A 14844-nucleotide genomic window follows, 5' to 3' on the forward strand; every position below is an offset into this window, starting at 1 on the left:
CTACTCCTCGGTGTCGGACGAGGAACCGCTGGTGGACCGTCCGTCGGCGAGTGCCGCGTCCAGCTCCGCGTCCTCCTTGGCGGCCCGCTTGGCCCGGCGCCGGTCGTTGAGCATGCAGATGCCCACGGCGAGGAAGTAGAGGGCGATGATGGGCAGGGCCATCATGATGAATGTCACCGCATCCGCAGTCGGCGTGGCGAGTGCGGCGAGAACGAAGATGACGATGACCGCCCACCGCCAGCCCTTCAGCCAGGTGATGCCCTTGACCATCCCCAGGAAGTTGAGCACCACGAGGATCAGTGGCAACAGGAACGCAATCCCGAAGATCAGCAGGAACTGCATCACGAACTTCAGGTACGTGGGAACGTCGATGAAGGCCGAGATTTCGTCGCCAGGCGGGATGAACTGTGTCAGGAGCAAGAAGGTGTTGGGGAGAGCGATCCACGCCATGAAGACGCCGCCGGTGAAGAGAGGGACCCCTGCGGCGATCACACCGATTGCCCATCGCCGTTCGTTCTTCTTCAGCCCGGGCGACAGAAATGCCCAGAGCTGGTAGATCCACCATGGGCTCGAGACCAGGACGCCGAGAAAGGCTGCAACACGCAGGGCCATGTCGAAGCTGGATGCGACACCGGAGAAGTTCAGGCTGGTGTTGACACCTTCTGCCTGCAACTCGGTCACTGGCTGCTTCAGCAAGTCCAGTACTGGCAAATAGAGGAACCAACCGCCGACGGCACCCAGCAGGATGCCAATCGCGGCCAAGATGATCCGCTTGCGCAGTTCACGCAGATGGTCCCCGAGGGGCATCCGCCCCTCGGGGTTTTCCCGAGCGACCACCGTCAGGTGGTGGTGTTCTCGTCGGTTCGCCGCTGCTCGGTGCTCTGCGGGGAGCCGGTCGTGTCGGTCGAGCCCGTGGAACCGGAGTCGGAGGACTTGTCATCGATGGAGATGTCGGTGTCGTCCTGCAGCTCCTTGATCTCCTTCTTGAAGACCTTGAGCGACTTGCCGACGTTGCCCGCGATGTCCGGCAGCCGGCTGGCGCCGAACAGCAGCAGCACCAGGGCGATGATCGCGATCCAGAAGACGGGGTTCTTCAGCATGTGCGGTTCCTTCGTCGGAATGTTCGAGGCGGTCGGTGGTCAGTGGTCATAACGGCATCCCGATCGCCCGCCATCTGTCCAGGGTACGCCTTCGGCGGGCCCGCAGCCGCTCGGCACGGGCGGCGACGTTCTCGGCGCGGGTGGAGCGCCAGTGTTCGCGCTGTTCCTCGGTAGCAGCGAGGTGCGGCCCGAAGCCGTGCCTCGCCTGCTGCTCGTCGAGGTCGGCGACCAGCTGGTTGAGCCGCCCCATGACCTCGGCGCTGCGCCCGGCCTCAGCGGTGAGGGCCTTGAAGGAACGCCACAGGCGACGCCCGATCAGGAACAGCACGACGAACGCTCCGAGCACGAGCGTTGTCCATACGGCCGACCAGATCACACCGACAGCCTAGAGCACCGTGCCCGGCATATCCTCCACCAGTCCCGCCTGAGCGTAGGCCTCCAGCGCACTGCGGGCACGCAAGCGCAGCCCTTCGGCCACATCCGCCGGTTCGACGGCGAGGACGTCGGGGCCCAGCCCGAGCACCAGGTTGTGTAGCCAGGCCAGATCGACCACGTCCAGCTCGACGGCGAAGCGCCCGTCCTCCAGGTCCGTGACCACGGCCACGGGGTACTGCTCGGCGACCCACCGCGCGCGCGGTGCGAGGACGAGCCGCACATGCCACGGTGCCGACTCCAACTCCGGCTGGGCCGAGCCGGGCAGCGCGACGTCCGGGTGCTCGTCGATCTTCGCTTCCAGCATCGTCACCTCCAGCATCCGGTCCAGGCGGAACTGCCGCAGGCCCGCGGCACGGTGGCACCAGGCCAGCAGGAACCACCGATGGGAGTCGGTCAGCAGCTGCAGCGGATCCACGACACGCTCGCTGGTCGTGTCGGACGCCGACACATACGTGAGGGCGAGTTGGCGGCCCTTCTTCACGGCACGACGAACGACGGGCAGGTGGGTGGGTGTATCGGCCCCAGAACTGCTGGGCGCCTCGACGTCGACAGCTTCGGCAGCCTGGGCCGCCTGCCCAGCAGCGCGGGCGAGCTTCTTGGTGGTGGACGCCAGCACGGCATCGTCGGTCAGACCGGGATTGGCCTGCAACGAACGCAACGCCGTCAGCAGAGCGAGCGCTTCGTGCGGGCCCAGCCGGAGGGGGCGGTCCATCCCGCGCGCATCGGTCAGCGTGAGGATGTGGTGCTCGCGATCGTCGGCGGCGAAGTCGATCAGGTCACCGTGCAGGTACCCCGGCGTACCGGAGACCCAGAGCGTGTCCACATCCTGAAGTACCTGCCCGGTGCTGACACCGAAGTGCTCGGCCACCTGCTCCACCGGAACGCCGCGATTCTTCTCCAGGTAGGCGATCAGGGCGAGCATGCGCACCATCCGGTCGCCGGCGGTCTCGGCCATCAGTTCTCCCCCCACGTGGTGGCCGCCCGGAGCCGCGCCAGCACCGCAGAGCGCAGTTCGGACGGCTCCAGCACCAGCACGCTGTCCGCGTAGCCGGCGACCTGCTCCGCGAACCTGTCGATGTCGGTGACCGTCAACCGAACCACGTCTCGGTCGCTCGGTGCGGAGGGATGCTCGCAGGGTTCGGCCCGAGCGCGCAGCGCCGAGGCGCGTTCGGGGACGAGGGCTAGCACCACCTCGGTGGTGGTTACTGGCGGCACCTCGATCCGCGACGGAATGTGCACTGCACCTCGTTCGCCGACCCGCCGCACCTTGGTCGTGATCCGGGAAAGGCGGAAGGAACGCTGCGCCTGGCGGTCGCGATCGAACCCGATCAGGTACCAGCCCCGGTCCTTGGCGACCAGGCGCCACGGCTCGACCGTGCGCTGTGCACTCGTGCCGGTCCTGGCGGTGCGGTAGGTGAACTGCACGGCGATCCGGTCGGTGATGGCCTCCAGCAGCTCGGCGAAGGCTGCATCCGGCCCCCGTACTCGAAGAGCCAGCCCAGCGTGCTCACCCGGGTCGCTGAGGTCACTGACGGCGCGCAGCTTCGTCAGCCCACGCCGGGACTCCGCGGCGAAGGAGGAGTCCTGCCACACCTGTGCGGCGAGCGAGAGCACTCCGACCTCGGCCGGTGTGAAGTCGACGGGAGGCAAGGTGTACTCGGTGGTGTCGATCCGGTAGCCGACATCGTCCTCGTGTGCGGAGTCGGTGAGCGTGACGATCGGGATTCCGAGCGACCGCAGCTGGTCCTTGTCACGCTCGAACATGCGGTCGAACGACTCATTGGACGCAGCATCGGCATAGCCGTTCACATGACGCCGGATCTCACCCTTGGTCATCCGGTGACGGGTGTGACTGAGCGCGATCACCAGGTCGAGGAGGCGTTCGGCGGCCGGGACACGGTCCATGTATCCCAGGCTAGCCGCGATACCTTGCGTTGGTGATGACATGGCGAGACGGCGTGGTGCGACGGGTGGGAGCGCGATGGTCCGGGGCGCTCGAGCTCGATGTCGAGATCGATGAACCTAGCGGAACCAGCCTCGTGCGGGCACTGGCCTACCCCGATCTCGTCGGTGAACCCTGGGTGGGCACGCGGGTGCTGCTGTCGATATCCGCACTGAGCAGGGGCTTGGGAACGGGCGGCTACGCCTTCGTTGTGGCGTGCCCCGACGACCTGCCGCCGGACCCGCCCGCCCGTGCCGGGCACCTCGTCAAGGCCCGTTACACGCCCCTGCAGACGATGGTGCTCGGCGCGGACGAGCAGGAGGCTGACAGCCACGCCCTGCTTGCCGACGCTGACGACCTCGACGGCCTGCCGGTCGTGGTCGCTGACCTGCATTCGGCGCTGCCCGCGATCGTGGCCGGCGTACGCCACGAGACCGAGCGTGCAGGACGTCCGGCCCCGCGTGTGGTCTACGTGATGACTGATGGTGGCGCGCTGCCCGCCTGGTTCTCCCGCACTGTAGCGACGCTGCGCGAACGGGAGTGGCTCACGGCTACCGTCACAGTCGGTCAGGCCTTCGGCGGCGACCTGGAGGCTGTCACCGTGCACTCCGGGTTGCTGGCCGCCAGGCTCGTGGCTCGCGCAGACCTGGTGGTTCTGGCACAGGGCCCAGGCAACCTCGGGACCGGCACCCGCTGGGGCTTCTCGGGCGTCAGCGCCGGGGAGGCGATCAACGCCACCGGTGTGCTCGGTGGACGCCCGGTAGCGAGCCTGCGGGTCTCCGGAGCCGATCCGCGGCAGCGTCATCAGGGTGTCTCCCACCACAGCCTCACGGCCTATGGGCGCGTGGCGATGCACCCCTGTGATGTCGTCGTCCCCGAGTTGACCGGGTCCCTCACTGAGCTCAGTGAGACGGTTCGCGCACAGGCGCAGCCGCTTGCCGCCCGGCATCGACTGGTCACCGTGGCCACCGACGGGTTGGACGACGCCCTGGCCGCCTGCCCGGTCCGGTTGTCGACCATGGGCCGTGGCCTGGCCGAGGACCCCGGTGCGTTCCTAGCCGCCGCCGCCGCGGGCGTCCATGCCGCCCGGCTCGTGCCGCGCGACGAGGGCCGCCAGCCGGCGTGAGTCGGCGCGGGCGCGTTCGCCGTCGACCCGTTGGATGGCCATCACCGCCCACACGGACCCGTCGTCCAGATCGAGTTGCACCCAGTCCCGCTCACCGAATCGCACGGTGACGATCTGCTCCCAGGCGAGGTAGCGTCGTCGGAAGACGTTCCGGACCAGCAAGCCCCGCTGGTCCGGAACAGCGGCCACGCTGGCCTGCAGCCACAGGAACAGCGCCACGGCGGTGGCCAGTGCCCCGGCAGCAAGGTGGAGCCCGAGGTGTGATCCCGGGAGTCGAGCCGTCAGGATCACGAAGAGCACATAGCCGCCGACGATCCAGCCGATGATCGACAGGCTCACCCAGCGGGTGGCACGCGGGCGGAACCGAGCGTAGAGATCTGGCGCGCCCGCGTGCTCGGTCATGAGCCCTACAGTCGGCTCGCGTGGATCCCGGTGACGATGATCGCTCGGGCCCCGAGCTCGTACAGCTCGTCCATGATCTGGTTCGTCTGCTTCCGGGGCACCATCGCGCGGACGGCCTTCCAGCGGTCGTCGTGCAGCGGCGAGACTGTCGGCGACTCCAGGCCGGGGGTGACGGCCACGCAGGCCTCCACTCGATCCACCGGGCAGTCGTAGTCCATGAGGACATACTGACGTGCGACGAGCACGCCATGGAGACGGCGGTCGAGGGTGGCGAGCCCTGCCTTGGGCTCCTCCCCCGCGTTCGGGCGGATCAGCACCGCCTCCGAGTGCAGGATCGGCTCGCCGAAGACGTGCAGGCCCGCCGCACGTAGTGTGCCACCGGTCTCGACGACGTCCGCGACCACGTCAGCAACCCCGAGCCGGATGGTTGACTCGATCGCGCCGTCCAGACGGACCACATGCGCATCGATACCCCGTTCAGACAGGTACGTGCCGACCAGGTGGGCGTAGCTGGTGGCGACTCGCTTGCCGTGGATGTCCGCCAGTGAGGTGACCTGGTCGGGTGGCCCGGCGAAGTGGAACGTCGAGCCTGCGAAGCCGAGCGCGCGATGCTCGATGGCGTCCACACCGGAGTCCAGTAGCAGGTCGCGGCCGGTGATTCCGGCGTCGACGACGCCTTCACCGACGTAGACGGCGATGTCACGCGGTCGCAGGAAGAAGAACTCGACGTCGTTCGCGGTGTCGGGCAGTACCAGTTCGCGGCCGTCGCGGCGCTGCCGGTAGCCGGCTTCCCGCAGCATCTGGCTGGCGGGCTCGGAGAGTGAGCCCTTGTTGGGCACGGCAATTCTGAGCACGGGGGTCCTTCGGTTCACAGATGGGTGGGTGTCATATCACGTGGGCCGGGTGCTCACAGATGCTTGTAGACGTCCTCGAGTGTGAGACCGCGGGCGAGCATCATCACCTGCAGGTGGTAAAGCAGCTGCGAGATCTCTTCGGCGGCCTCGTCCTCGCTCTGGTACTCGGCCGCCATCCACACCTCGGCGGCCTCCTCGACGATCTTCTTGCCGATGGCATGGACGCCGGAGTCCAGCTCGGCGACGGTCCCGGAACCGTCCGGGCGGGTCTGGGCCTTGTGCTGGAGCTCGGCGAAGAGGTCGTCGAAGGTTTTCACGCCGCAGAGCCTACTGGTCTTCAGCGAAGGCGTCGGTATACGCCTCCTGGGGTGGGACGGGCGAGGAGGTCAACTCAACCGAGTCGAGGAACGTCGACATCTCCTGCCACGGGCCGCGGTGCACGCCCCACCCGGGACCGGTGGTGCCGTACAACGGCACTGTCGACTCCATCGTGGCGGTCATGATCGCCTCCTGCTCGGCATCGACGGTGCCCGGGATCGCCTCGATCGCGGCGTCCACCCCGGAACGGGGGTCTGCGGCGATGTCGGCGAGGGCACGCCCGACTGCGCCGATCACCGCCCGCAACGCCTCGGGTTGGGTCTGGGTGAGCTCGTCGGTGGTGCCGAGTCCGATGCCCACGAGCGGCACCTCACCCAGGGGTACGGCCCGCACGTCGAGCCCGGTGGCGGCGAACTGAGGTACGTCGTTGTTCTGATAGCCCATGACGGCGTCCACGTGTCCCTCGGAGAGTGCGCTCTGCTGCGTGAAGCCGATGTGTTCGATCTGCACGTCCTCGTCGGTGAGCCCGGCCTGGTCGAGCATGGCGAGCAGCCCGAACCACGTCTCCCCGAACGGACCGGGCACCCCGACGGTGCGGCCGACCAGGTCGGCCGGCGTGGCGATGTCGGAGTCGGCCGGAACGATGAGCGCCACCGGATAGGACTCATACAGGGTGGCGATGCTGCGGACCGGAACGCCCGCGTCCCGCGCCACCATGATCTCGTCGCCACCGGCCACGACCACCTGCTCGGTGCCGGCGGCCAGGGCTCCGAACAGGTCCTCGGACTCGCCGTGGTGACGCAGGGTGACATCGACGCCGGCCTCATCGAAGTAGCCCTGCTGTTCGGCGAGGTAGAACGGCGCGAACTGGACGTTCGGAACGTACGTGAGGCCGATCGTCAGTGAGTGCTGCGGATCGGTGCCCGAACTCGGCGAGGAAGAGTCGCCGTCATCGGTGGTGGGCGCGCACCCCGCGGCTGCGGCAAGAGTGAGTGTGAGGGCAGCCAGCAGGCTGCGGCGGCGAACGGTAGTCACCAACGGACCTTTCTTTCCCAGGCTCTGACGAGCACGTAGAATCCGACCGCTCCGGCGGCCAGGACGATGAGAGTGGCGAACATGCCGGTCGTGTCGGAGCGGTCGCGGTAGACCGACAGCAGCAGTCCCAGGCCCTGCCCGCCCATGACGAACTCGCCGACCACGGCGCCCGTGATGGACAGGACGAAACCGTTGCGGACACCCGCGAGGACGGCGGGAAGGGCCAGGGGCGCTTCGATGTGGAGCAGCAGACGCCAGCGCCCGGCGCCGTCGAGCCGCGCGGCACCGAGCACCTCCTCGTCGAGCGTGGTCAGGCCGAGGGTGGTGTTCACCACGATCGGGAAGAAGACCAGCAGCGCGCACAGCATCGCGATCGGCAGCAGGCCATAGCCGAACCAGAGGACGATCAGCGGGGCGAGGGCGACGGCGGGGATGGCCTGGGTGGCGGCCAGGTAGGGCCCCAGCGCGGCCGACGCGAGGCGGGACCGGGCCAGCAGGTAGCCGAGTGGGAGGGCGACCGCCAGGCCGATGAGACCGCCGAGGAGGCTCTCGCTGGCCGTGGTGGCGGCGTAGCGCAGGATGTCGCCCTCGGAGATCTCGGTCGCGAGCCGCGTGGCCAGTGCACTAGGGGCAGGAAGGAGGCGCGAGGGCGTCAGGCCGGCGACGATCTCCCACAGGAGCAGCCCGGCCGCTCCGGCCGCGAGCGGTGCCAGAACGGACGAGCCGACAAGATCGGCGGCGTCAGCCGGTCCTGGCTGCGTCGACCTGCGCGACATGCTCTTTCGTCCTCTCCCCAAGCGATACCCGGGGTGGACGACGGCGCGGCGCACGTCGACCGACGACGTCACTTGACGTCGCGTGCTTCCTCCCATCCGGACTTTCACCGTCGGTCCTGGAGTTCCACCAGGTCAACCGATCTTGCGATCGGGTCGCGGACTGTCACCGCCGGCTCGGACTTTCACCGACCCCGGAGCACGTTGATCGCGGCCATTCTCTCACACCTGAGACGGTGGGCCTCAGGGCCGGAACGCGTCCGTGGCCTTGCCCCGCAGGACGGCGATCTCCTCGGCCGGGTCGGCGGCAGAGTAGACCGCTGAGCCTGCGACGAAGACGTTCGCGCCTGCGGCTGCGGCGTCGGCGATGGTCTCGCGGGAGACGCCACCGTCGACCTGGATCCACACGTCACCGCCCGAGCGGGTGATGGCATCGCGGGTACGACGGATCTTCGGCAACGTCCCGGTGATGAAGGACTGGCCACCGAAGCCGGGTTCAACGGTCATCACCAGGACCATGTCGAACTCCGGTAGCAGGTCCAGATAGTTCTCGATCCCGGTCGCCGGGCGGAGCGCGAGACTTGCCCTGGCACCTTTCGCGCGGAGTTCCCGCGCGAGCCTCACTGGCGCCCGGGCCGCTTCGGCGTGGAAGGTGACGGACGCAGCCCCGGCCTCGGCGTAGGCGGGGGCCCAGGTGTCCGGGTCGTCGATCATCAGGTGCACATCGGCGGGAACGGCCGTGGTGGCGAGGATACGTTCGACCACCGGGAGGCCGAAGGTCATGTTGGGCACGAAATGGTTGTCCATGACGTCCAAGTGCACGTAGTCGGCACTGGCGATGCGCCCGATCTCCCCGGTGAGGTTCGCCAGGTCCGCGTTCAGCACGCTCGGTGAGATGAGTATCGGTGCCGTCATGGTGGTCAGGGTATCGGTGGTCACCGGCGAATGAGGGCGAGGAACATCGCGTCGGTCCCGTGCCGGTGGGGCCACAGTTGCACATAGGGGCCCTGCTGGCTGGGCAGCGGGGCGCCGATCACACGCTCGGCGATCTCGACGGCGTCCAGTACCTCCGCATGCTCGGCTCGCTTCAGCACGTCGGTCACCACGGCGTGAGTCTCGGCCAGGTGCGGAGAGCAGGTCACATAGGCCACCACTCCCCCGGGACGGGTGGCGTTCAGAGCGGAGGTCAGCAACTGGCGCTGCAGCGGGCCGAGGGTGGCCAGGTCGGACAGCGACCGACGCCAGCGGGACTCGGGGCGGCGGCGGAGCGCGCCCAGGCCCGTGCACGGGGCGTCCACCAGGACTCGATCGAAGGCACCGGGCTGTTCGTGTCCGACTTCTCGGCCGTCTCCGATCCGGACGCTCAAGCCGGGCAGCACCGTCCGGACGGCTGCGGTGGACTGATCCACAAGTCTGGCCCGGTGGGTAGAGATCTCGTTGGCCACCAGAACTCCGTCCGGAGACCGTTCGGCGAGGAGGGCGCCGAACAGGGCGGCCTTGCCGCCGGGGCCGGCGCACAGGTCGAGCCATGTGGCATCGGGGCCATCGACGGGCGCGGCGGCGGCAATCAGCGTGACGAGCTGGCTTCCTTCATCTTGGACCCCGGCGCGGGCGGAGCGGACCGCCTCCAGCGCCCCTGGATCGCCATGAGAGAGCGTACGAGCGGTCGAGGCCCATCGGGTGGGCTGGCCATTGGGTGCATCCTCGTCCGTCGCGAGCCCTGGGCGGAGAACGAGTGTGACCGCGGGCGGGGTGTTGTCCGCCTCCAGCAGCGCGGGCAGGTCGTCCGCACCGTCGGCGGTGGTGGACAGGCTCTGCCGCATCGAGCGAACGATCCACGCCGGGTGCGAACTGGACACAGCCAGCCGGTCGGTTTCCTCGGGCACTTCGGCGGTGATGATGTCCAACCATTCCGGAAGCTCACGCTCGGCGATGCGTCGCAGGATCGCGTTGACGAACTGAGCCGACCCGGCTCCGACGGCACTGCGGGCCAGCCCCACTGTCGCGGAGACGGCTGCGTGATCGGGTACCCGCATGGCGAGTAGCTGGTGGGCACCGAGCCGCAGGACGTCGAGCACCGGTGGGTCGAGCTGCTCGAGGCGGCGGTCTGCGACAGTGGCGATGATCGCGTCATAGCGGCCCTGGTAGCGCAGCGTGCCGTATGCGAGCTCGGTCGCGAACGCGGCATCACGGCCGATGATGCGGCGTTCGCGCAGCATCGGCGGCAGGGTCAGGTTCGCGTAGGAGTCGGAGTCGGCGACTGTGCGGAGGGTGTCGTAGGCGGCGCGGCGCGCCGGATCGGCGTCCTTGGCTCGCTCGCGTGGTGCCCGGTTCGTGCGGGAACGGTCGTCGGTCCTGTCGCGACGATTGGCGCCACGCTGGGCGCCTTGTCGGCCGTGCTCCCGCCCACCCGGTTGATCACCTCCACGACTCGATCGCGGTCCGCGCGCTGGCCGGCCGTCCCGATCGTGCCGGCCGCGGCGTTCCCGGTCATTGCCGTTGTTGCGGTGATCTTCGTTCATATCTGCGTGTCCTGCCTGGAGTGGTGGCCGGCTGCCACATCAGCGATATCGAATCTGTCGGCTTCACCCAGCCGCGCGCCCCGTGCCCAGTCGGCCGCTGCCATCCAGGACTTCCCTGGTGGCGCGATCCGGTCGAGACGCACCGGCACGGTCCCGGTGCCGACAAAGACGCCGTCCGCTGTGGCGGCGAGCTGGCCCGGCACGAGCGCGGTGGCGTTCTGGACGGGGCGTACCGGTCCGAGCTTGACGCGGTGGCCCTCCCGGGTGGTCCACGCCCCCGGGGCCGGGGTGCAGCCACGGATCTGCCTGTCGATGGCGGCCGCGGGCCGTCGCCAGTCGACGTGCCCGTGTTCGGCTGTCAGGCGGGGGGCGTGACTGACACCGTCGGGAGGCTGTGGTTGCGGCTGCGCGCTGCCGTCAGCCAGTGCGTCCAGGGATGAGACGAGAAGGGCGGGCCCTGACTCCGCCAGCCGGTCCAGCAGGTCGCCGCTCGTATCCCACGGGCGCACCGTCTCAGTCATCGTGCCGATCACAGGGCCGGTGTCGAGACCTGCTTCGATGCGGAACGTGCTCGCCCCGGTCACGTCGTCGCCGGCCATGATCGCGTGCTGCACAGGTGCCGCACCTCGCCATGCGGGCAGGAGTGAGAAGTGCAGGTTGATCCAGCCGTGCGTCGGCAGCGAGAGGGCGGGTTCACGCAGCAGCGCACCGTAGGCGACGACGGCGCACGCGTCCGGGGCGAGTGCGCGCAGGCGCTCGTAGGTGCCGGGTTCGTGCGGCTTGTCGGAGGTGATCACCGGGATTCCTGCCGCGTCCGCCGCCTCGTGAACCGGACTCGGAGTCAGGACGCGTTTGCGCCCGACAGGGGCCGGAGGTCGCGTGAGAACGGCGACAACCTCGTGGTCTGAGGCGAGGATCGCGTGGAGGGAGGGCACAGCAACGGCGGGCGTGCCCGCAAACACAACACGCATGCGTGCCAGTCTAGGTCTAGTCGCCGGTCAGTTGGATGACCTGGTGCGCTGCAGCCAGTCGGCCAGCTCGGGCAGCGAACTGATCCGGATGTCGGCGCGGCGTGCGTCGGGCAGTCTTGCGTGGTGGACTCCCCATGGCCCCCGGCGCAGGTGCGCCGTCCTCATTCCCGAGGCGTGCGCGGGCAGGATGTCGTTGTCGAGCCGATCGCCAACGTACAGGATCCGCTCTGGGGCAAGTGAGAGCTCAGCGCAGACGCGGTCGAAGAACGCGGCCGCTGGTTTGGCCACAGCCCACTCGGTAGACGAGGCGATCAGGTCCGCGTGTACGCCAGCCTGCCGAAGTTCACGGACCGCTGCGCTCGGTTGGTTTCCGGCAATGCCGAGCCGGAGGCCGCACTTCTGAGTGACTGCCAAGCAATGGAGTGCGTCAGAGTAGAGGTCGCCGCGTTCAATCGATGCTGGATTGGTCGGCGGGGCAACGTCCAACCGGCTCCACAGGTGCCGATGATCGACACCCTCCGCGATGAGGGCTCCCAACGTTGCCATGACCGTGAATGGACTGAGGTTCACCGCGTGCGCATGCTGAGTCCAGGCGCGAGATTCGTCGACAAGCGTCTCACCGACGTCGAACACGACAGCATCCAGATCAACTGCTCTCAGGGGAGCTTCTAGCGCCATGGAAATGGTGCAGCAGGAGAACTCCGGGCACGCCAAGGCCCCCGTCGACGGGCTGTCGGCGGGGTTCGGGGCGGGGTGGTCAGAAGGGTGGTGGGTCGGTGTTGCCTGGCCGGGGCGTCGTCGTGCCGGGGCTTGCGGGCGGCTCAACGTCGTGGACGGGCGGGCGCCCGCCGTGCTCGTGGTGCAGGCGCCGGTCACGGTCGAGACCAGCGTCGGGCCCTGGATCGGTGCCGAAACCGGTGCTGGGACTGGTGCCGGGAGGCGGCTGTCCTGCTGCTGGTCGCACCTGGTGGCGGCGGGTGGGCATGGCCCGGGCATTGGCTCTCATCGAGGCGATCGCGACGCGGCGGGTCTTGATCACCGGCTGACCCGGGGTACTGATGACACCGGGGAGTACGAACGTGCCCGCCGGGCTCACCAGATACGCCACCCGATCGGGCCCGGTCCAGTAATACATCCCCGGACTCAACAGCTCATACGACCAGTCGGTGTGGGTCTTCACCCGATGGTGCCTGCGGCACAACACGGCCAGGTTCCGTGAGGTCGTGGGACCACCCTGTTCGTGCGGGGTGATGTGATCCAGATCCGCTGTGCGGGCACTGCGGGAGCAGAACGGGAACCGGCACGCGGTATCGCGCAGGATGACTTGTTCACGCAGCCTGGGGCTGGCCTCATACGTGGTGGCTGAGTAGTGGTCGTTCAGATCGATCACCGGCCGCACCAGCACCCGCCCCGCAGTGCCACACCAGGAACGCACCTGCTCGACCGTGACCGGCGAACGGGTGTTCTCACACCGGCCCACCACCCCGGCCCCGAACACACCCGCACCGCTGTGCTCGTCGAAGGCGTGTTGATCGAGGGCATGCGGGTTGAGGGCATCAACCGGTAGATGCAGGTACAGCATCACCGTGCGCCCGGTGGCCTGCGTGCCGCCGGTGTCGGTGGCGGCCGGGTCATCGTCGGTCATGCCGGCCGGGCCGATAGGGGCACCAGCCCCGGTGGTGCATCCGCAGGTGGCGTCCTCCGTAGCCCCGGTGCCGTCCAGTGGGGCCGCGCCGTCATGTGCGTGGCTATCGGGCGCAGGCAACGTCGTGGTGTTCCCGCGGGCGAGGTCACCCAACGCGATCGAGCGGCGTACGTCCTCACTCGCATCCGGCATGAGGGTCTTCAATGCGGCGGCGCGGGCTGTCACGGCTGCTTCCAGGTCGAGTGCGTCGGCCACATCCAACCCGCCATCGAAACCGACCACAGCGCCCGCGCTGGGGTCAGCGGCCGTGGCGAGATCACCCAGGTGGATGTTCACCCGCCGCTGTTCGAGGGCGGCCTGCTGGTCGCGTTCAGCCTGCTCGGGGTCGAAGGTCTCCATCGCCGCGGCAACGGTGCGTTCGATCTGGCCCAGCGAGCAGGACCCGATCGTCCACGCCACCTGCCCATCCACCCAGGCTGCGCCATCGGTAGGGAGTCGCTTCGTCAACCGGGTCACCGCCCGGGCCCGGGTGATGCTGACCTGCCCGGCCCGCACCCTCGACCACAGGGTCGGTAACCGGTAGGCGAGTTCGACCACCGCGCCGACGTACCCCAACGCTGCTTCGTTCGACATCCCCAACGCCGCCGCCAACGACACAAACCCCAGATCCGAGACCAACGGCGCCCCCGGGCCAGCCAACCGCATCGGCTCCTGCGTGCCCGGTAAACCTGGCTGCTCGTCCGGGTCGAACACGCCGTTCCTGGCCGCCGGGTCATCGGGGTCGATCGCGGCCTGACGCACCCACGCCACCACCAGTTCGGCCCGTTCGACCTCCACCGCGCGAGCTGCCACCCCATTGGCCCGCACAGCAGCCAACAACCCCGTCCCGGCCGGAACCGAGAAGGAGTCGTGAGCTGCTGTCGAGGTCATGACTTCACCCTCCCACCCACCACCGACATTGAGCGGGTACGGAGGTCAGGATGGCGTCATCTGCGTGGATGATCGACAGGAGCCGGGAGGCGCAAGCACCAATTCTCCCGGGGCCGACATGGCAGGCCAGCCACGGTCACAGAGGCGGCGGTCGAGCCACGTCACACCGCCACACCCCACCCCCGCAGCGCTGCCCGCCACTCGTCGGCACCGGTGAACACCTCGGCCCGGATGCCCAGCGCGCGGGCCGCGTCGACGTTCGGCGGCGAGTCGTCCACGAAGGCGGTCTGTGCAGGATCCAGGCCGAACCGATCCAGCATCAAGGTGTAGATGGCCGGATCCGGCTTCGCCAACTTCACCTGTCCGGACACCACCACGTCCTCCATGAGAGCGATCGCGGGCACCGTCTCCGGGGCGTGATGGAACGTCTCCGCGGACCAGTTCGTGAGTCCGAGCGTCCGGATCCCGGCGTGCTGGAGGTCCCGCACGAGTGCCTCCATTCCCTCCATCGGCCGCACCAGTGACCGTGGGAAGTCCTGCAGGTAGCGGTCCACCACCTGCACCCGCTCCCCCACTCTCGCTTCGTGCTCCCCACGCACGTCCGCCCACCGTGCGCCGGCGTCCAGCCTCCGATTCACAGCGAAGAAGTCCGCCTCCTCGAGCGCAGTGAGGGCCTCCTGCCGAGAGAGTTCGCCCTCCCACACTGCGGTCGGGTCCCAGTGCACCAGCACCTGCCCGAAGTCGAAGACCACGGCGCTGATCCTGCTCACGTCTCGTCCTCCATCTGCCGC

General features: G+C 68.7%; 17 protein-coding genes and 1 riboswitch. Of the genes, 1 reads left to right on the top strand and 16 read right to left on the bottom strand.

Features of this window, described 5'->3' with window-relative positions:
- Genes tatC through IM660_RS09720 form a run of 5 tightly spaced genes read right to left on the bottom strand, consistent with a single transcriptional unit; the run spans position 1 to position 3440 of the window.
- Positions 1-837: a twin-arginine translocase subunit TatC gene (gene tatC / locus IM660_RS09700; RefSeq protein WP_246465244.1), complete on the bottom strand. Its 837-nt coding sequence runs from the start codon at positions 835-837 to the stop codon at positions 1-3.
- Positions 838-839: 2 nt separating this feature from the next.
- Positions 840-1100 carry a twin-arginine translocase TatA/TatE family subunit gene (locus tag IM660_RS09705; protein WP_159622456.1) on the bottom strand — a complete coding sequence of 87 codons (261 nt, stop codon included), beginning with the start codon at positions 1098-1100 and terminating at the stop codon, positions 840-842.
- A 46-nt stretch (positions 1101-1146) separates the two neighbouring features.
- Positions 1147-1476 carry a hypothetical protein gene (locus tag IM660_RS09710; protein ID WP_193499102.1) on the bottom strand — a complete coding sequence of 110 codons (330 nt, stop codon included), beginning with the start codon at positions 1474-1476 and terminating at the stop codon, positions 1147-1149.
- 9 nt (positions 1477-1485) lie between these two features.
- Complete coding sequence (locus tag IM660_RS09715) at positions 1486-2490, bottom strand: helix-turn-helix transcriptional regulator (protein ID WP_193499103.1); 1005 nt, start codon at positions 2488-2490, stop codon at positions 1486-1488.
- On the bottom strand, positions 2490-3440 hold the full coding sequence (locus IM660_RS09720; RefSeq protein WP_193499104.1) for a helix-turn-helix transcriptional regulator: 951 nt from the start codon (positions 3438-3440) through the stop codon (positions 2490-2492). The genes IM660_RS09715 and IM660_RS09720 overlap by 1 nt, the downstream gene beginning before the upstream one ends.
- 32 nt (positions 3441-3472) lie before the next feature.
- Here IM660_RS09720 and IM660_RS09725 point away from each other — a divergent pair, with 32 nt between their 5' ends.
- Complete coding sequence (locus IM660_RS09725; RefSeq protein WP_193499105.1) at positions 3473-4603, top strand: DUF3866 family protein; 1131 nt, start codon at positions 3473-3475, stop codon at positions 4601-4603.
- On the opposite strand, the gene IM660_RS09730 is transcribed toward IM660_RS09725, so the two are convergent.
- The 11 genes from IM660_RS09730 to IM660_RS09780 form a co-directional block, all read right to left on the bottom strand.
- Entirely contained in the window at positions 4532-5005 is a 474-nt protein-coding gene (locus IM660_RS09730; RefSeq protein WP_193499106.1) for a PH domain-containing protein, read from the bottom strand. The two genes, IM660_RS09725 and IM660_RS09730, sit on opposite strands and share 72 nt — an antisense overlap.
- 5 nt (positions 5006-5010) lie before the next feature.
- On the bottom strand, positions 5011-5859 hold the full coding sequence (hisG, locus tag IM660_RS09735) for an ATP phosphoribosyltransferase (RefSeq protein WP_193499107.1): 849 nt from the start codon (positions 5857-5859) through the stop codon (positions 5011-5013).
- Positions 5860-5912: 53 nt separating this feature from the next.
- Positions 5913-6176, bottom strand: a complete 264-nt coding sequence (locus IM660_RS09740; protein ID WP_193499108.1) for a phosphoribosyl-ATP diphosphatase — start codon at positions 6174-6176, stop codon at positions 5913-5915.
- Between the two features lie 10 nt (positions 6177-6186).
- A complete protein-coding gene (locus IM660_RS09745; RefSeq protein ID WP_210769106.1) occupies positions 6187-7212 on the bottom strand; it encodes an ABC transporter substrate-binding protein in 1026 nt (341 codons plus the stop codon).
- Positions 7209-7988: an ABC transporter permease gene (locus IM660_RS09750; protein WP_193499110.1), complete on the bottom strand. Its 780-nt coding sequence runs from the start codon at positions 7986-7988 to the stop codon at positions 7209-7211. Before IM660_RS09750 ends, IM660_RS09745 begins: the two co-directional genes overlap by 4 nt.
- A 79-nt stretch (positions 7989-8067) precedes the next feature.
- A riboswitch (FMN riboswitch) is annotated at positions 8068-8191 on the bottom strand.
- Positions 8192-8228: 37 nt separating this feature from the next.
- Entirely contained in the window at positions 8229-8900 is a 672-nt protein-coding gene (gene rpe / locus IM660_RS09755) for a ribulose-phosphate 3-epimerase (RefSeq protein WP_193499111.1), read from the bottom strand.
- A 20-nt stretch (positions 8901-8920) separates the two neighbouring features.
- The gene (locus IM660_RS09760) at positions 8921-10507 is read right to left on the bottom strand and encodes an RsmB/NOP family class I SAM-dependent RNA methyltransferase (RefSeq protein ID WP_193499112.1); all 1587 of its coding nucleotides are present in this window, start codon (positions 10505-10507) and stop codon (positions 8921-8923) included.
- Positions 10504-11478, bottom strand: a complete 975-nt coding sequence (fmt, locus tag IM660_RS09765; RefSeq protein ID WP_193499113.1) for a methionyl-tRNA formyltransferase — start codon at positions 11476-11478, stop codon at positions 10504-10506. The genes IM660_RS09760 and fmt overlap by 4 nt, the downstream gene beginning before the upstream one ends.
- Positions 11479-11505: 27 nt before the next feature.
- Positions 11506-12156, bottom strand: a complete 651-nt coding sequence (locus IM660_RS09770) for an HAD family hydrolase (protein ID WP_193499328.1) — start codon at positions 12154-12156, stop codon at positions 11506-11508.
- A 79-nt stretch (positions 12157-12235) separates the two neighbouring features.
- On the bottom strand, positions 12236-14053 hold the full coding sequence (locus IM660_RS09775) for an HNH endonuclease (RefSeq protein WP_210769107.1): 1818 nt from the start codon (positions 14051-14053) through the stop codon (positions 12236-12238).
- 161 nt (positions 14054-14214) lie between these two features.
- Positions 14215-14823, bottom strand: coding sequence for an HAD family hydrolase (locus IM660_RS09780; RefSeq protein ID WP_193499114.1), 609 nt, complete (start codon positions 14821-14823; stop codon positions 14215-14217).
- Positions 14824-14844: the final 21 nt, after the last annotated feature.

Origin of the sequence: Ruania alkalisoli, assembly GCF_014960965.1 — a bacterium.
Classification (GTDB): domain Bacteria; phylum Actinomycetota; class Actinomycetes; order Actinomycetales; family Beutenbergiaceae; genus Ruania; species Ruania alkalisoli.